The following is an 18,061-nucleotide window of genomic DNA, read 5'->3' on the forward strand; positions in this document are numbered from 1 at the left end:
CCGGCGGCGGTCCAGCGAAACGGGGAGGCGCGGTTGCCGGCTGCTCCGGCACCACGTCGAGCGCAGCGGCAGCCGGCCGCGGCGCCCCTCGCAGGTTCTCGTCAGGCTAGAACAGCGTCCAGTGCTGGTCCGCTGATCCGTTGGAGGCCCACAGCACCACCGGAGCGCCGTTGTACGTGGAGATGGACTGCACCGCCAGCACGCATGCGCATCCCTCCAAGCCGCCCTTCAGGTTCATCAGGTTGTGCTCGACAGAGTTCTGGTTCGGGTCGAGAGCCCGGGCCCAGTACTGATCCAGGCTCCCGGTGCAGGGGAAGCCCAGGATGCGTGATCCGTTGTAGATGTTGCCCCCGTTGACGGCGAGGCACCTGCCGTCGCCGTTCACGTACATGCAGTACGTCGGGTACGTCGGATGGCAGCTGCCGGCGGGGGAGTGCCAGGTCTGGTCGTTGTTGGTCGTGCAGGTGTAGATGCCGGCGAGGCCGTTGGCGATACCGATGCACTTGGCGGCGTTCCTGTTGTAGATCCGGCCCTCCGGCGCCGGGCCGGAATCGGCCTGCGACTGCGCGGGGGTCCGCCCCGCCGCGGCCTGCGCCGACGCCGGGGCGGGCGTTGCCGCGAGCAGCGTGACGACGGCGACGACGGGCAGCATCCACCGCATCCATCGACTTCTCAGGACGTTCGACATCCAGTTTCCTTTCGGTGAGGATCGTGCCCGCATCGGGCCGATCTTGTGACGGCACTGCATTGACCTCCGGGCCATCCAGCCGCCTGTGCAGGCCCGGTTCCGGTCGCCGCCGCTTCGCGCGGCGGCGACCGACGGGTTACGGAAGCTGTCGCCGGCGGCGTGCGGCGATGAGGACGAGCGCCGCCCCCGTGGTCGCGACGGCCGCCCCCGTGACGGCGGCGCTGGTCCACGAGGTCGTGGTGCCCGACTCCACCAGGACGTCGCCGCCGCTGCACGACACGGTGATGCCCGCGGTGTGGTTGTCCGCGAGCTGCATCGCGTAGTTGTAGCTCGTGCCCCCGACGAACACCCGCCTGGGCCGGCGCCCGAACATGCCGCCGGCCTGGCCGCCGCTGCCGGTGCTCAACCCTGACGGGTCGCCGTCGTCGAGCGCCACCGAGCAGTTCATGCCGGCCCGGCTCGTCGGGGCGTCCTGGTAGACGGTGAACGTGGTGCCGGGCCGCAGCTCGAAGTGCACCGAGCTGCCCGGCCCGGCGACCGGCCGGGCGGCGCGCTCGCCCGAGATCCCTCCCTGGGGAGCGAGCGCGCCGGCCACACACAGGAACACCAGGAGCAGCGCCGGCGGCACGGCGAACCACCAGACCGCCGGACGTGTGCTCGACGGCCGGTCGCCCGCGCCGGACAGGTCGGTCATCAGCAGAAGCTCGTGACGCACTCGCCGTTGACCCAGCTGAGCCTCCGGGGAAGCGTGAACGGCATCGAGTTGCCGCCGCCGGCCACTCCCGACGAGTCCCTGCCCAGGCTCCGTGGCACCTGCCCGGGCCGGTACTGCACGACCTCGAAGTTCGGATAGTCGTCCCCGGTCAGGTCCACGCGGATGTCACCCTTGTCGTTGACGTCGATCCAGATCTCGCCGTTGACCTCGCAGCACGGGAGCGCGCTGTTGAGTCCCGAGTACTGGATGTCCAGATGGTTCTCCCGGGCCGACACCACCGTGGCGTCGTTGGCGCCGCCCTTCTCGATCGGCAGCGCGGGCACCTGCCTGCTGGCGATGAGCGGCACCTCGTCGATCCGGACGAATGGCGGTTTGCTGTCCATGACCGGCCACGGGACGTTGAGCTGCTCCTGGATCGTGCTGGCGCACACGGTGTAGGTGATCTCACCGGTGTCCGTGTTCCAGGCCATCGTGATCCGGTAGGGAACGTCGGCGTTGAGGCTGAAGTCGCGGTCGTCGCCGAGGAGGTACCCGCCGGCGGCGTCCTTCTCCGGGATGAAGAAGCGGCAGATGATGATTCCCTGTCCGGGTGCCTTCGGGCCGGTCTTGATGGTGTACCGCCTGTCACCGGGATTCTTGACGTCGCCGAAGTACTCGTCGCCGGCGGTGTCGTACTGGTCGCTGATCGGCGGCAGGTGGTGCTCCGGCTCCTTGCAGCCCTGCCTGGCGTCCTCGACGCTGCACGAGCGTCCGCCGTGCGGGTCGGTGTTGGTGTGCGGCGCGTCGTTGCCGTACGAGTAGCCGTTCATCTGCTGCGGTTCGGTGTTGTCGATCAGTGGGTCGACGGATACGAAGCGCCCGATCGCCGGGTCGTACTCGCGGGCGCCGAGATGGACCAGGCCGGTGTTGTCGACGGTCCCCCCGACGAAACCCTTGTCCATCTTCGCCGGCCACGTGCCGGTGCCGCCGCGCACGGTGCCGTACGGGTCGGTGCGCCGCACCGCCACCGTCAGGCTCACCGCGTTGACGGAGATGTTCGCCGTGCCCTGCTGATCGCTGATCAGCCAGGTGAGGCCGGCCGCGGTCCGCGTGCCGACGGACTGGTCGCCGATGCTGTAGTACCGGGTGCAGGTCTTCGCGCCCGTCGCGCTGGTGAAGCGCAGTTCCTGACCCGGCAGGTAGAGCGTCTTGCCGGCCGGGTCCCGCCGGATCAGCCGGTGGCCGTCGGCGTCGTAGACGTACGTCGTGGTGCCCGTCGCGTCGGAGCTGGAGGCCAGCATCCCCTCGGCGTCCCAGGTCAGGTTCTGCTGACCGGTGGCCGCCGGGCGGGCCTTCGTGTTGCCGGTCTCGTCGTACTGGTAGGACTGGCTCCGGGTCCCGCCGTTGTCGGTGATCGTGGCGTCGGCGAGCCGGTGGGTGCCGGCGGTGGTGGCGTAGGTCGTGGTCCGCTGCCCTTGCCCGATGAGGTGCTCGACGAGGCCGCTGCGGTTGCCCGCGACGTCGTAGGCGAAGGACTGCCAGTAGGGCGCGGGACCGCCGAGCGCCCCGACGGACCTGGCCGCCTGGCAGTCGCCGCTGGTGGGGGTCCACGCCTCGGCGAGCCGGCCCAGGTGGTCCGTCTCGAAGCACTGGTGGTCCCCGGCGGTGATGTCGTCGACCTTGGTGACGTTGCCGGCGTTGTCGTACCCGTACCGCACGTCGGCCACCGTGGCCGCCGGCGACTGCTTGCTGGTCCAGATCTGGGCCAGCCGGCGGGTGTCCTGGTCGTACGTGCGCACCACGTCGACGGGTGCGCCGCCGTTGTTGCCCAGGTGCACGGCGCCGGGCTCACCGAAGCTGGTGTAGTCCATGCCCGTCACGTAGCTGGTGCCGAGGTTGGTGCCGAGGCTCTTGTACTTCGCCTGGTCGGTGTAGCCGTAGGTGAGCGTCTCGGTGGCCAGGTCGCCGAGGGCGGGCATCCGCATGGTGGCGGTGCTGCCGTCCTGCTTGTACGTGTAGACGTAGGAGAAGGTGCCGGCCAGGTTCTGCTCGGTCGGCGGGATCGTGTACTTGACGCTGGTCGGCTGGTAGCCGGCGGTGAAGCCCAGGGTCTCGACCTCGTAGGTCTCGGTCGGGGTGGCGTACCTGATGGACTTCACGACCTGACCGCGGGCGGTGGTGCCGTTGCTCAGGTTGTCGTAGGTCCACTCCGCGCGCTTCGGCCCGGTGACGCCGTTGTCCCGCACGCTCGTGCGGCGGCCGAGGATGTCGTACGTGTAGGCGATGGTGGTGTTGCGGGCGTCCTTGCTGGTCTCCAGGAGACCGCCGGCGTTGTAGACCATCGTGGTCAGGCCCTTGTCGGGGTCGGTGACCGTCAGCTGCCGGTTGTGCAGGTCGAAGGTGTAGTCCCAGCGGTTGCCGGCCGGGTCGGTGACCCGGTCGACCTGCCCCTTGCGGTTGTGGCGGTAGACGGTGGCGTCGTAGCCGGTCGCCGGGACCGCCGGGCCGGGGGTCACCCCGGCGTGGTACTGCCGGAGCTCGACCGTCACGCCGGCCGCGTCGGTGACCGTCGACGTCCTGGTGCCACCGGCGGGCGGGACCACGTCGACCCGGTCGCCGCCGTAGCTGGTCGTCGTCCGCCACTTCTCGGTGCCGCCCGGGCTGGCCGGGGACGCCTGCACCTGGAAGACCGCGGCGACGGAACGGCCGGCGCCGTCGTAGAGCGTGCGGGTCTGCGCCGGGATCGTGCCGGTCGGGTTGAACAGGTCGGTGCTCGGCGCGACCGACGCCAGGTACGGCTTGCGCACGGTGCTGATCCGCCCGGCCGAGTCGTACAGGGTGTCGGTGACGATGGCCTTCGGACCGCCCGTCGCGTCGGCCGACTGCACCTGCCGCAGCCGGAGCAGCCCGTCGTAGAGCGTGTAGGCGGTGACGTAGCCGCCGTTCTGGTTCAGCGTCCTGGCCGTCACCGTGATGGCGCCGTCGGTCCGGTACAGGTACGCGTACGTGCTCGAGGCCGGCTGGCCGCGGTCGCGCCCCGGCAGCCACACCGAGACCAGCCGCCCGAGCGGGTCCATGTCCAGTTCGGTGCGGCGGCCGTTGACGTCGACCGTGGCGACCGTGGCACCCCAGGCCGGGTTCAATGTCGTGACGGTCGGCCAGCCGAGCGGGTTGGTGACCGTGGTCTGCGTGACCGGGCCGTTGGCCGGCGAGTACGCCGTCGTCGTGATGCCGCCGCGGACGTCCTTCACCTGGGTGACCCGGCCGTACGCGTCATACGTGGTCTCCGCGCTCACCGTGTGCCCGGCGACGCCGCCGGTGAACGTGTCGAGGGTTTCGGTCTTCGTCGCGTCGCCCACCGTCGGCGCCGCGCCGTTGGCCAGCCCGTCGTAGGAGGTGAGATCGTCGCTGATGACGTCGTCCGCACCGATCCCGCCGGCGGCGGCAGCGGCGCACGAGACCGCGAACCGGCGCTGCCGCGACGGCAGTGTGAGCAGCCAGTTCGTGGTGTTGCGGGTGTGGTCGGTGAGCGTGCAGCGTTCGTCGCCGGTGACGGCGTCGTCGCCGTTGTCGTCGACCTTGCTGACGTCGCCGTACGTGGCGTCGATCGTGTTCCGCACGGTGGTCGTGCGGGCGCTCCGGCCGCCGTCGCGGGACGTGCGGGTATGGGTCGCGGCGGTCCCGGTGAACCGCGCCGACACGGTGACGCCGTTGATGGTCCGCGTCGCGGTCGCCGCCGACTGCCACGGCTCGTTCACCGTCGCGGACACCTCGGCGCCGCCGGGCCCGTTGGAGATGACGGTTTCCCGGACCATGCCGGCATAGGCGTCCTCGTCGGTGACGGCGGGCACCCCACCGGTCGCGATCGCCGGCAGGGTGACCGACCGGGTGCCGCTGGGCAGGTGGTCGCCGTGCATGCCGCGGAAGTAGCGGGTCTCGACCGAGGTCTGCTCGCCCGGCTCGCCCTTGACGGTGCGCACCGCGGCGTAGCCGCGCCACACCGACCACGTCTTGTCGTCGGGGGTGATCAGGCCGTCGTCGTCGGTGTAGTGCCAGGCCGGGTCGCCGAGGTAGTCGTAGTGCGTGCGGGTCTGCACCGCACCGCCGGTCAGGTCGGTCTCGGTGACGTCGGTGACGACGTACTTGTGGAAGTAGTCGACGATCGCCGTGTTGAGCCCGTTCGGCTTCCACTTCACCGGGTAGCAGCGCAGCGTGTTGTTCTCCAGCGCGCCCTGGTTGGGCACCCGGCTGCCCGCGACGCAGTCCGGCTCCGAGTAGGTGACGGTCAGTTTGCCGCCGGACTCGGAGTTGACGGTCTTGATCCGGAACCACTTCATCGCCGCCGACTCGTCGATGGCGTCGACCCGGTTGCTCAGCTGGACGCCGACGATGGTCATGTCAGGCAGCGTCGTGGTGCCGCCCACCAGACCGGCGTGCTTGATCTTGTCCAGCCACAGGCCCGGCAGGTTCCCGTCGCCCGGGTCGGGGAACGACTGCTCGAGGCCCCACGACTCGACCGGCTGGTAGTCGCCGAGGCTCGCGCTCCACACCTTGGTGACGATGCCCGTGAGCCGCTTGGTGACCCAGAACGTCGGCGAGACCACGTCGCACGGCGACGCCGAGCACTGCTGGTCCCACGGGGTGTCCGGCCAGTGCGCCGCGTCGTGGGTGGTGCAGCCGGACAGGCACCGGTCGGCGTGGTCGAAGCTGACCCGCTGCGGTGCCGGGCCGGACCCGTCGGTGCGGGTGCCGTAGTCGATCGTGGTGAGGTAGCTGCCCCGGTCGTAGGTCACCAGGTCGGTGCGGGTGGCGTTGCGGGCGTACTTGCCCGTCTCCTTCGCATAGGAGTAGGTCATCGAGTTCCTGTGCGGGTCGACGACCGACTCGAGGTGCCAGCGGTAGGCCTGGGTGCAGCCGGAGGCGGCGTACGTCGCCTGGTTGCACGGCTCGCCGGGGTGGTTGCCGTAGACCGGCTCGGTCAGCGTGCCGCCGGTGCTCGACCCGAACGTGTACTGCCCGCCGTCGGTCGTGGTCACCACCCAGTACTCGCCGTCCCTCGCGCCGTTGGCGGCGCCGAGCCTCCGCTCGACCTTGGTGCCGTCGTCGTTGCGCAGGTGCCAGCGGTTCGACGCGCCGGGCTCCTTGATGAGCTCACCCGCGTGCCCCGACAGCGACAGCGTCGCGTTGTCGGTGGCCCAGCACAGGTCGCCGGTCTTCGTCGAGGCGTTGTTGGGGGAGGGGCTGCCCGTCATGTCCTCGGCGCAGGCGCGGTAGTGCCGTTCGATCGTGCCCGGCGAGTACTCGAAGCCCTCACCGATGACGGAGGGCTGGTTGTTGGTCGTCACCATCTTGCCGTCGACCGCCGACGACGAGTAGGACAGCGCGACCGACGGTGCCGGGCCGCCGAGGGACGGCGGCACCCGCATCGGGTAGTTCCAGGACAGGTCGCCGGCGCTGCCGCCGGCCGACCAGGTCGCCGACGGGGTCAGGCTGGTCGCGGCGTAGTCGCCCGCCGACGAGCCGGCCGACCCGGACGCCGCGGCGCTCAGCGCGAGGAGGGTGCCGCCGCCAGTAGTGGTCACCTCCGCGGTGACCGTGCGGGACGCGATGTCGTTGCGGTACACGTGCGGCACCGACATCGCGGCGCACTCCGGGGCCTGCGGGGAGCGCTGGGCGCAGACCGGCAGCTGCGCCAGGCGGAGCCGGCTCGCCCAGCCGGCGCCGTAGGCACCCCGGAAGGCGGAGTAGTCCAGGCCGACCCGCACCGTCGCCGGTGTGCCGTCGGTGGTGTCCATCCGCAGCAGGACCCCGGTGACACCGGCGGACCTGCTGGCAGGCTGGTCGAAGGTCTGCAACCGGATCCGGCCGGCCCCGGACACCCGCTCCAACCGGAATGGCAGGCCGCCGACCTGCGCGCCGGTGGACGGCAGGTCGACCTCGACCGTCGCCGCCGCCGGCCACACCGGGTCGGGTGCGGTGAACGGGCGGCCGGTCACAGCCGGGTCGGCCTTCTCCGGTGTGCGCTTCTGCCCGGCGACGGTCGTCTCGCGCTGCGCGGTCGGCCGTGGCTCCGCCTTGACCAGCGGAAGGACGATCAACGAGGTGGCCACCAGGGCGAACACGGTGGCTCCGGCGATCAGGATCGGGCGTCTTGGCACCGCTCGGGCGCGTGCGGTGAGCCGCGGCCACGCGTCATGGACATTCACGGTCAATCCTTCCCCGTACAGGACCGATGAGAGGTGGCCGGCCGGGCCTGTGCGGCCCGGCCGGTGCGAGGTTCGAGGGGGGTCAGGGGATGCGGGTCACGTCGGCGACGGCGCCGGCGTAGACACGGATCTCGTCGAGGTCGCCGGACCACCCGTCGGTGAGGACGGGCGCCCCGCCGCCGGCCGGGACGACCTTCCCGGCGCCGATCGTGAGCGGGCCCGTCGCGTCCCAGTTGGGCGTCGAGCGGGTCACCGACGCTGCGAGGGAGCCGTTGACGTACAGCTTCAACATCCGGGCCTGTGCGTCATAGACACCGACGAGGTGGACCCATGCGCCGATCGAGGATGTCGCCAGCGGGGCCGACACCGCCTCCGTCCACGGGTTCGTGGGGGAGTCGGTGTCGGTGTCGGTCATGCTGAACCGCCACCGGGGGACGCCGTCGTAGTTGCGCAGGCCCAGCCAGAAACCGCTGAGGTTCTGCCCGTCCTGCCCGACGGCGTTGTGGTTGCCGATCGGGAACTGCGGGCCCGGCGTCGAGGTGTCGCCGTCGCCCATGCGCACCCAGCTCGACACCGTGAACGACTGGTCGGTACGCAGCACCTGGCCTTCGGTCCGGGCGTGTGCCGTGACGCCGTTCAGACGCAGGCCGGTGCCGGTCTGGCCGGCGTCGGACTCCGGCACGTACGCGCCGTTCACGAAGTTCAGGTCGTGCGCCATCGCGGAGGAGTCGTACGCCGGTCCGGGGCCGATCTCGTCCATGTGCCACTCGCCGACGACGCCGGCCGTGAGCGGGTCGACCAGCTCCGCCACCTCGGCCGCGGTCACCGATCGGTTCCACACCTGGACCCCGGCGATGTTGCCGGCGAACTGGTCGGCGACGGCGTCCGCCCAGCGGGCCCGACCGATGGCGAGCGGACCCGTGGCGTTCCACGTCGGCGCCGGGATCGCCGCCGTGCCGACCGGCTTACCGTCGACATAGAGCGTCGCCTGGCCGGTGGCCGCGTCGTACACGCCCGCGAGGTGCACCCAGACGTTGGCCACCACCGGGGAGCCCACGACGCGGGCATCGCCGGTGCTGGCGGCATCGACGGTGTTCCACGAAAGGATCCAGCAGCCGCAGGAGTTGCTGCCGGAAAGCCGGAACGCGGAGGTGTGCACGCCGTCCTTGCTGATGACGGCCCGGGTGCTGGTGGTGAGCGTCGGGCGCACCCAGGCGGCGACGGCGAAGCTCTTGCTGGAGTCCAGCTCGGGTACTGACGCGGTGGCGAACTCCGAGGACCCGCCGGTGAGCGAGAGCGCCGTCGGGCCGCCGACGATCCGGCCCGGCGCGCCGAGCGAGCCGCCGCCGAGCGTGGCCGTGTGCCCGTGGCCGGTCACGTCGTTCAGCGAGGTGGTGCCCGCCGCCTCCTCGAGGTCCCAGCGCGCCACCGCCGGGGACGGCCCGGAGACCAGGAACTGGTGGAGTGTCGTGGCGGTGCGTCCGGCCCGGTCGACGGCGGTCACGTACATCGTCCGGGCGCCGCCCGAGGTGGGGGTCCACGTCACCGAGACGCTGCCGCCGACCGCCGCCGGCGTGGCGACCGTGGTCGGTGGATCGGCGAAGCCCCACCGGTAGAACGCGACGTCCGGCGAGCTGGCGAACGTGAACGTCCCGGTCTGGCCGACGGAGCCACAGCCCTGCGCCGGGCAACCGGTCGAGGACGCGGGGTAGATGTCCGCGGTGACGCTCGGCGCCACCGGGTTGACGAGGTCCACCAGCCATTCGCAGGTGCCGGTCACCGGGCTGACCCCGCCGTGCTGGTCGTCGCTCTGGGCGCTGAACCTGTAGCGGCCCCCGTCGCCGAGCGTGCCCGTGGTGAACTGGGCGGTGCCGCCGTTGGGGACTGTGTTCTCGCCGCCGGGGGTGATCGCGGTCCAGAACGTGATGCCGCTTCGGATCTGCGCCCGGGCGAGGCTGAACGAGACCTTGAGGTCGTCGTTGTCCACGTCCGTGGCCCGGGCCCGCAGCGTCGGGGTGGCCGTCGCGACGTACGGTGCGCCGGCGCCGGTCGCGCACGGCTTGCCGTCGACGGTCAGCACATCCGGCGTGTTCGGTGGGGTGTTGTAGTCGATCGCGAGCACCGGACTGCCGGCGTTGAACCGCTTCCAGTGGTTCGTCGTGCCCTCGTCGATCGCCCGCAGGCCGAGCGTGAGGTCCGGCCATCCGTCGGCGACCGCGTGCTGGACCATCGCGGTCGCGTCGAACTCGATGTCCCCGGTGCCGTTGCATCCCGCGCCGCCGCCCTCGCGGTGGTTGGCGGTCGCGTCGGCGGTCCAGTCACCGTGCCAGGTCGGCTGGTTGTTCCACGTCGTCGACGGGGAGATCCCGTCGGTGATCCACAGCCGCGCGTTGGACGACGGGTTGCAGGTCCACGCCCAGCGCTGCTGGACCCGGAACGTGGCGGCCTTGATCTGCTTGCCGGCGACGCCGTTGATCTCCATTCGGAAGATGGACCGGATGACGTACTGGCCGCAGCCGGAGCAGTCCTCGGTGCGGCCCGAACCGGCGCCGCCCTTGGCCGCCGCGTCGTTCAGCGCCGTGCCGTTCTGCCAGAACGAGCTGCCCGCGGTGTCGCTGCGCGACCAGACGCTGGTCCATGCGCTGCCGGCGACGTGCCCGGTCCATGACGGGTCCACGAACAGCGGGAACGTCACGGCCGGGTCGTTGAGCAGCTTCTGGTCCGGCACGACGGTCAGCTGGTCGCCGGTGACCTGCACGGCCATCACCGCCTGCCGCCGCCCGCCGGTCCCGCTGCCCCGATCGGCCGTGGTGCTGTTGGTCGAGTCCCACATCAGCGGCGCGGGGGAGCTGAAGACCAGCGCACCTGCCGGGTCGCGAGCCTCGATACCGCCCGCGCCGTTGGCCTTGGCCGTGACGCCCTTGGCCATCAGCCCGAACCGGATCTGCCGCAGTGCCGGGTTCGCCGCGGCCACCCGGTCCTTGATGACGAGCACCTCGGAGAACCCGAGTGCCGCGGCGCTCACCCGCAGGTCGACGCCGGGCAGCACCTCCGGGTAGACCGCGGTGTCGCCCTCCAGCCGCGGCGCCGGCAGGATGCCGGGCCACGTCACGGCGAGCTCGCGGGCACCGTCGGCCACCTTCGCCAGCGGGGTGGCCCCACCACCGGAGATGGTGACCGGCAGCGCCGAGGCCGCGGGCCGCACAGCGCCGTCAGAGCCCGGCTTGAGCCGCAGGTCGAGGTCGACCCAGGCGCCGTCGGCCCGCCGCCCGAACCGGGGCTCGGCCGACCGCTCGACGGTGGTGCTGCCATCGGCGTTCGCGAACGTCTGGGTGGTCGCGGACCGCGCCGCCGTCGTCTCGACCCGCCTGCCGCAGGCACGCGCCGCCGCCGCGGCCGCCGCCATGCTCTGCTCGGCGGCCCCGCACTTCGGCGGCGCCGCCGTCGCGGCCGCCGCCGTCGCGGCGAGCGGCGCTGCGCCGCCGACCAGTACCACCGCCAGGAACCGTAAAAGGGCGCGTTTCGCCGTCATCCTGATCCTCCCCCGTTGGCTCAGCACACGTTCGGCAGCGACAAGCTTCGAACCGTGCTAGTAAACACTAGAAGAGTGGACACTCGTCAAGTGCTAGATGAAGCGATGAGGTTCAACGTCTGAAGGGTGTCCTTCAGGTGTCGGTATGCTGTTACCGTGAGCGACGAACTCACGATTGATGAGCTGGCTCAACGGGTGGGCAGTCGGACATCGACCGTGCGCATGTACCAGTCGAAGGGGCTGCTTCCCGGGCCGGAGATCCGCGGGCGGATCGGCTACTACAACTCGGCTCATCTCGCCCGGCTCCGCGTCATCGGCCGGTTGCAGGAGCGCGGCTTCTCACTCGCCGCGATCAAGGATCTGCTGGAGAACTGGTCCCGCGGTGCGAGCATCGCCGCCCTGGTGGGCGAGGAGCAGGACCTGGCCGCATTCGGTGAGTCCACCGAGATGAGCCCGGCGGACTTCGCCGCACTGTTCCCCGACGGCCACGTCGACCCCGACGTGGTCCGACGCGCGATCGGCCTGGGCCTGCTGTCGTTCGACCCCGAACGAGGCATGGTGAAGGCGCCGAGCAAGGCCTTCGTGGAGATCGGCCGGGAGCTCGCGGCCCATCGCATCCCCCCGGCGCGCGCCATGACCGAGTTCGAGGAACTCGCCGCGGACGTGCGCCGGATCGCCCAGCGCTTCAACGTGTTCTTCGAGGAGTTCGTCGCGGAGGGTTCGCACGACGACCTCCCGGCCGTCGAGCGCCGCTTCCACCGCATGGCCGCCTCCGCCGTGCAGGAGCTCCTCGCCCAGGCGCTGCGGGACGCGGCCGCGGCCTCAGGCCGGCACCCCGGCGAGACGCCGCCGAGCTGACCGTCCAGCGGCCGGCGCGGCACCGCCTTCCAGCGGTCGGCATGCACGTACCTCCTGTCGATGAAGACCCGCCCATCATGCAAGGGCGACGTACAGCGGCAGCACGTCCCGCATACAGCGGCCGCACTTCCGCATACAGCGGCCGGGCCGAGGAGCGCGATAATCGATGGCCGCGCCGATCGGGCCGGTGCGATGATCGACGCACGGGTCGCTAGCTCAACTGGTAGAGCATTCGACTGAGTAGCGCGTCCGCTTCCCGCCTTAGCGGACATGGAGGCGCTTCCTTCTCCTTGTTGGATCGAAGGGTTCGGGGTTCGAGTCCCCGGCGGCCCACCCGTGCCGGCCCCGGCCGGCTGTTGACCGAATGGGGGCCGCATGCTCGAGAAGCTGCTCATCTCCAGGACGCTGCGCGTGCCGGCGAGCACCGGTGCGGCCGGTGACGGTGCCGCGGTGGCCCGGCAGCTGGACGCGGCGCTGCTCGACGCCGGGTTCTCCGCGTCGCGGGCGCTGCTGGAGCACGTCGGTGGCCTCGCCCCCGGGCCGGCGATGGACCTCGCCGCGACGGTGGTCTCCGCGGTACGGGAGCTGGTCGGCGACCACGTCCAGCACAACGCGTACTTCATCGGCTTCCCGCACGACGTGCCGGACACCGTCGAGTTCTGGACGCAGCGACTGCGCGCGGCGGTGCTCGCCGGCGGCGGGACGGCCTCCGACGCGGTGCTGCGCGACGCGGTGCGCTCCGGTGCGGTGAACCTGCTCGACCTGCCGGGTTACGGCACGTACCAGCACACCTACGCGGAACTGCTGGCCGCCCACGACGAGCTGATCGCCTCGGCCGGTGACCGGCTGACGCTGCTGCACCTCGGCGACACCGCCGACGTGGAGGCGGAGCGGCTGTACCTGGCCCTGGCCGGCAGCACGACGCCGCTCGGGGAGGCGGACCTCGCGCTCCTCGGCGAGCTCGCGGTCGCGTGCATGGACGGCACGCAGCCGGACGTGATCCCGGTGCGGGAGCACCGGGCGGTGCTCAACGGGGTCAGGCTGGTGCTCGGCCGGACGCTGGTCGCCGTGGACACCACGACCGACGTGCTGCGCCTCGCCTGCCAGGTCTCCGGCGGGGACGTCTCGCTGGCGGCACCCACCCGGTTCCGGTCCTTCCGGCGCCCGGAGCGGCGCATCCTGCTGGCCGCGCTGGACCGGGTCGTCGCCGCCCACCAGGACCGGCTCGGCGACGTCGCCCGGCACGCCGAGCCGTGGAAGCGGCTCGGCGAGCGGCTGCACCCGCACGAGCACGAGCAGTGGCCGCACGCGCAGGCGGTGTTCGCGGTCGCGCGTGGCGAGCGGCGGGTGCGCAACCTGGCGGCCCGTGCGGAGGAGGCGATCGGTGCGGGTGGCGCCGGCGCGGCGGCGTCGGTGCTGTCGGCGGCGCCGGGCCTGCTGCTGCGCTCCGCGGACCGGCTGCTGCGGCTCGCCTCGCCGGCGGAGCAGGGCGTCGTGGTCGACGCGGTCAGGGGTGCGCTCGGCTCGGCGTCGGGGCGGGTGCTGTGCTCGCTGCGGGAGCATGTCGGCAACCGGCTGGCGCCCGTGTCGGCGCGCATGTACGTGAACCGGTCGCGCCGCGCGTGGATCGGGCCGGACGAGCGGCCGCCGCTGCCTGCGGGGCTGGTCGCCGAGCTGTCGGCGCTGCTCGACGCGCGGATCGCGGCGCGGCTGCCGCGGCCGCAGCGGCCGCTGCTGGTCGACCCGGACGTGCTCGACGTCGCGCTGCCGCTGTCGGGCAAGTCGGCGGAGGGCGGCTTCGGCGTGCTGCCGCGCGGCTCGCGGGCGCCGGTCGCGGGGGAGCTGCTGCGCTTCTTCACCTACTGGCGCCAGACCAGCCTCCGCACGGACTTCGACCTGTCGGTGCTGCTGCTCGACGACGAGTACCACAGCGTCGGCCAGGTGTCGTGGACGAACTACCACCACGAGGGGGTGGTGCACTCCGGTGACATCACCGAGGCACCGGACGGCGCGACCGAGTTCATCGACGTGCCGCTGACGATCGGCGCGCCGCACGTCGTGCCGCAGGTGCACATCTACTCGGGCGAGTCGTTCCAGCAGGTCGCCGAGTCGATGTTCGGCTACCAGACCCGCGCCCTGGACCAGCGCGGCGCCCCGTTCGACGCCCGGACCGTGCGGGCCCGTTCGGACCTGCGCGGCAAGGGCCGCATCGCCCTGCCGATGGTGTTCGCCCGCGGCGAGCGCGGCTGGGAGGCGGTGTGGCTGCACCTGTACCTGGAGGGCCGCCCGTCGTTCAACCGGGTCGAGGAGCAGACGTTCACCACGGCCGACCGGGTGCGGGCACTGATGGAGCGCCGGTACCTCACCGTGTCGTACCTCGTGGACCTGTGGCGCGCCGGCGCCGACGTGACCATCTGGGACGGCAGCCTCCCCGACGAACCCGTCACGTTCATCGGCATCGACGCACCGGAGGGCCTGCCCGCCGGCTCGGAGACCTATACCCTGAACCGGCTCCACGAGCTGATCCCCGCGTAATGCGGCGGCGGCCGAGGCCATGTGGGCGCTTCCTGCTGTTTCCGTTCGACTCGGGAACCTCCGCGCAGGCGGAGGATCAGGTATTTCAGCGTCCACGCTTCCCTCGGCCGCCCACGCGTGTCCCCCGAGCGAGCTACGGTCAGGTGTCCACCGCGCGGTGACGTGCTGCCGCGCGCGAATCCATACCGTTCACTGCATGCGATCGTTCCTGCAGCTCGCCGCGGTCTTCGCGGTCTCGTTCCTCGGCAGTCTCGTCGCGGGCGGCAATCCGTGGCTCACTCTCCTCGCCGGCACCGCCACCGCGGTCCTGGCCCTCGTCGTGTACGTCCGGATCGGCCGCCGCCCGTCGCCCGACCTGCCCCGCGAGGGCGCGGCCGTCGCGTTCGGCCGCGGCGCGGTCCTGGGCGCGGCCCTGTTCACCGCGGTCATCGCCGTGATCGCGCTCCTCGGCGGCTATCGCGTCGAAGGCTGGGGCTCGCTGTCCGGCGCCGCCGCACTGCTCGGCCTGATGCTCGCGGCCGCAGTCACCGAGGAGCTCATCTTCCGGGGTGTGCTGTTCCGCGTCGTCGAGGCCCGCACCGGCACCTGGACCGCCCTCGCCCTGACCGGCGCGCTCTTCGGCCTCATGCACCTGCTCAACCCGCACGCCAGCCTGTGGGGCGCGGTCGCCATCGCGATCGAGGCGGGCGGCATGCTCGGCGCCGCCTATGCCGCGACCCGCACCCTGTGGCTGCCGATCGGCCTGCACTGGGCCTGGAACTTCGCGGAGGCGGGCGTCTTCGGCACCGACGTCTCCGGCAACGACACGGCGCAGGGGCTGCTCGACGGCGCGCTGTCCGGGCCGGTGCTGCTGTCCGGCGGCACGTTCGGCCCCGAGGCGAGCCTGGCGTCGGTCGTCGGCGGCGTGATGGCCACCGTGGCCTTCATGGCCCTCGCCCGGCGCCGGGGCCGCGTGCTGCCCCGCCGGAGCCGCCGCCCGGCCGCTACGCTCAGCCGGTGATCGACGCCCAGCGGCTCCGGGAGCGGTGGGCGGGTCTCGACGTCACGGCCCGGGACCTGCCGCTCGCGCTGCTGCTCGCCGCCGCCTCGCTCGTGCCGGCGCTGCACGGCTACGGCACGCGCCTCGCCGAGGACCTGCCGTCCCGCCCGTTCGACGGGTGGGCCGTCGCGGTCGCCGCGCTCGAGTGCCTGCCGCTGGTGCTCCGGCGGCGCCGGCCGGCGCTGTGCCTGGCGCTCGTCGCGGCGGGGTTCGCGGCCGACCAGCTCCTCGGCTACCACCTCGTCGCCGGCACCGCCCTGCCCATCGCCCTGATGAGCGCGGGCGCCCACCTCGGCGGGGACGCGCTCCCCGCCGGGCGCCCAGGTGCCGCTCGCCGGGTCCGGGTGCTCACGGCGGCGGCGGTGACGGTGGCGTACGTGCCGCTCGCCGTGGCCCTTGACCGGCGGGGCTCGGCGGAGGGCGTCACCGGGTACCTCACGTTCTATCTCGCCGTGGCGCTCGCGTGGGGGATCGGCGCGTGGCTGCGCGTCACCCGCGCCGCCGAGGCCGAGCGCCGCCGGCACGTCGCGGAGAGCACCCGCGCCGCCGAGCGGGCCAGGATCGCCCGCGACCTGCACGACGTCGTCACCCACCACGTGACGGCGATGGTCGTGCAGGCCGAGGCGGCCCGGTACCTGACCGCCGCGCCCGACCGCCTGGACGAGTCGCTGACCGCCGTCGCCGGCACGGGCCGCCGCGCCATCTCCGACCTGCGCCGGCTCCTGGACGTCCTGGACCCCGGCCACGGCGGGCAGGCCGACCTCCGCGCACCGGTCGATCAGGCCCGCGGCGCCGGCCAGCCGGTCGAGGTCACGGAGTCCGGCACGCCCCGGGAGACGCCCGGCGACCCCGAGGCCGTCGCCCACCGCGTGGTCCAGGAGTCACTGACCAACGCGCTCAAGCACGCCCACGGCCGTCGTACCGTCGTGCACCTCCATCACGGCCCGGACGAGCTCACGGTCGAGGTCTCCACCGACGGCGGCCGCGGCCTGAGCGGCCTCGCCGAGCGCGTCCGGGCCCTCGGCGGCACGTTCACCGCGGCGCCGCGGCCCGACGGCGGCTTCACCACGACCGCCCGGATCCCGCTGTGACGATCCGCGTGCTGGTCGCCGACGACCAGGCCCTCGTACGGACGGGATTCGTCACCATCATCGGCGCGCAGCCCGACATGGAGGTGGTCGGGGAGTGCGGCGACGGCCGGGCGGCGGTCGGCCTGGCGGAGCGCCTACGGCCGGACGTCGTGGTGATGGACGTGCGCATGCCGGTCCTCGACGGGATCGAGGCGACCCGGCGGCTGGCCGGCGCCGGCGTGGCCGAGCCCGTGAAGGTGCTGGTGGTGACGACGTTCAACCTCGACGAGTACGTCTACGAGGCACTCCGGGCCGGGGCGAGCGGCTTCCTGCTCAAGGACGCGCCGACCACCCAGCTGCTGCACGGCGTCCGCACCGTGGCGGCCGGCGCCGCGCTGCTGGACCCGGAGGTGACCCGGCAGCTCGTCGGGCGCTACGCCGCGCGTATCCGGCCCGCCGCCGACGGCCCGGCCGGCGCGCCGCTCACCCCGCGCGAGCTGGAGGTGCTCCGGCTCATCGCCGAAGGGCTGACCAACGCCGAGATCGCCGCCGCGCTGGTCATCAGCCCCGAGACCGTGAAGACGTACGTGTCGCGGCTGCTCACCAAGCTGGACCTGCGCGACCGGGTGCAGGCAGTCATCTACGCGTACCGGCGCGGCCTGGTGACCTGAGCCCGGCCCGCCGGCTCAGGAGACGCTGGTCCACGCCGGGTACTTCGCCACGCGCCCGTCGCCGGACGAGCGGCCGCGGACCCGGCGCAGCACCCACGGCAGGACGTGCTGGCGGTAGTACCGGGCCTGGACGGCCAGCCCGCGCGCCGCCGCCGCGGTGTCGTCGAGCCGGTGCTCGGCGCCGGGGACGCCGAGGGCGGCCAGGACGAGCCCCGCGACCCGCCGGTGGCCGGCGGCGTTGAGGTGCAGCCGGTCGGCCGACCAGTACCCGGCGCGGCGCAGCTCGGCGTCGCCGAAGCAGTCGACGAACAGCACGCCGTGGCGGGCGGTCAGCTCCCGCACCGCCTCGGTGAGCTGCTCGGCGCGGCGGCGCAGCACCCGACCGAGCGGCAGGTGGTCCGACGGGTCGGCGCCGCTGAGGACCATGAGACGGACCCCGGCCGCCTCGCAGCGCTCGACCGCCCCCTCGATGAGCCGCACGAGGTGCGCGAGGTCGGCGCCGCGGCGCATCATGTCGTTCCCGCCGCCGTTGAGCGAGATCAGCGTCGGCAGCGGCGACATGGCGAGGGCGGCGTCCAGCTGGGTGGTCACGATCGGTTCGAGCAGCCGGCCCCGGATCGCCAGGTTGGCGTAGCGCCACTGCGGGTCGGCGGCGCCGAGCGCGGCCGCGACCAGATCGGCCCACCCGCGCGGGATGCCGTCCGCCCGCTCGTCACCCATACCCTCGCTGAAGCTGTCACCGATCGCCACGTACCGCATGACCCCGAC

At 72.6% G+C, this 18,061-nt stretch carries 10 protein-coding genes and 1 tRNA gene; 6 read left to right on the forward strand and 5 right to left on the reverse strand.

Features of this window, described 5'->3' with window-relative positions; all coding sequences use genetic code 11:
- Positions 1-106: 106 nt before the first annotated feature.
- The 4 genes from ABD332_RS05335 to ABD332_RS05350 all read right to left on the reverse strand — a co-directional run bounded on the left by ABD332_RS05335 (position 107) and on the right by ABD332_RS05350 (position 11,120).
- Positions 107-688 (reverse strand): RICIN domain-containing protein, encoded by a 582-nt coding sequence (locus ABD332_RS05335; RefSeq protein WP_344500073.1) that lies wholly within the window; start codon positions 686-688, stop codon positions 107-109.
- Positions 689-824: 136 nt separating this feature from the next.
- On the reverse strand, positions 825-1,382 hold the full coding sequence (locus ABD332_RS05340) for a hypothetical protein (protein ID WP_344500075.1): 558 nt from the start codon (positions 1,380-1,382) through the stop codon (positions 825-827).
- A complete protein-coding gene (locus tag ABD332_RS05345; RefSeq protein WP_344500077.1) occupies positions 1,382-7,588 on the reverse strand; it encodes an RHS repeat domain-containing protein in 6,207 nt (2,068 codons plus the stop codon). The genes ABD332_RS05340 and ABD332_RS05345 overlap by 1 nt, the downstream gene beginning before the upstream one ends.
- A gap of 82 nt (positions 7,589-7,670) precedes the next feature.
- Complete coding sequence (locus ABD332_RS05350; RefSeq protein ID WP_344500079.1) at positions 7,671-11,120, reverse strand: LamG-like jellyroll fold domain-containing protein; 3,450 nt, start codon at positions 11,118-11,120, stop codon at positions 7,671-7,673.
- A gap of 156 nt (positions 11,121-11,276) precedes the next feature.
- Between ABD332_RS05350 and ABD332_RS05355 the strand changes: the two genes are divergently transcribed.
- The 6 genes from ABD332_RS05355 (at position 11,277) to ABD332_RS05380 (ending at position 17,293) form a co-directional block, all read left to right on the forward strand.
- Entirely contained in the window at positions 11,277-11,978 is a 702-nt protein-coding gene (locus ABD332_RS05355; protein WP_344500081.1) for a MerR family transcriptional regulator, read from the forward strand.
- Positions 11,979-12,183: 205 nt separating this feature from the next.
- Positions 12,184-12,311, forward strand: a tRNA-OTHER gene (locus ABD332_RS05360).
- Between the two features lie 42 nt (positions 12,312-12,353).
- Complete coding sequence (locus tag ABD332_RS05365; protein ID WP_344500083.1) at positions 12,354-14,513, forward strand: TerD family protein; 2,160 nt, start codon at positions 12,354-12,356, stop codon at positions 14,511-14,513.
- Between the two features lie 196 nt (positions 14,514-14,709).
- Positions 14,710-15,513, forward strand: coding sequence for a CPBP family intramembrane glutamic endopeptidase (locus tag ABD332_RS05370; protein ID WP_344500085.1), 804 nt, complete (start codon positions 14,710-14,712; stop codon positions 15,511-15,513).
- Positions 15,510-16,643: a sensor histidine kinase gene (locus tag ABD332_RS05375; protein ID WP_344500087.1), complete on the forward strand. Its 1,134-nt coding sequence runs from the start codon at positions 15,510-15,512 to the stop codon at positions 16,641-16,643. Before ABD332_RS05370 ends, ABD332_RS05375 begins: the two co-directional genes overlap by 4 nt.
- Entirely contained in the window at positions 16,640-17,293 is a 654-nt protein-coding gene (locus ABD332_RS05380) for a response regulator (RefSeq protein WP_344500089.1), read from the forward strand. The genes ABD332_RS05375 and ABD332_RS05380 overlap by 4 nt, the downstream gene beginning before the upstream one ends.
- 15 nt (positions 17,294-17,308) lie before the next feature.
- Here ABD332_RS05380 and ABD332_RS05385 read toward each other — a convergent pair whose 3' ends face one another.
- A complete protein-coding gene (locus ABD332_RS05385) occupies positions 17,309-18,052 on the reverse strand; it encodes an SGNH/GDSL hydrolase family protein (protein ID WP_344500091.1) in 744 nt (247 codons plus the stop codon).
- Positions 18,053-18,061 lie beyond the last annotated feature (9 nt).

This window comes from Dactylosporangium maewongense (assembly GCF_039531485.1).
In the GTDB taxonomy this organism is placed as follows: Bacteria; Actinomycetota; Actinomycetes; order Mycobacteriales; family Micromonosporaceae; genus Dactylosporangium; species Dactylosporangium maewongense.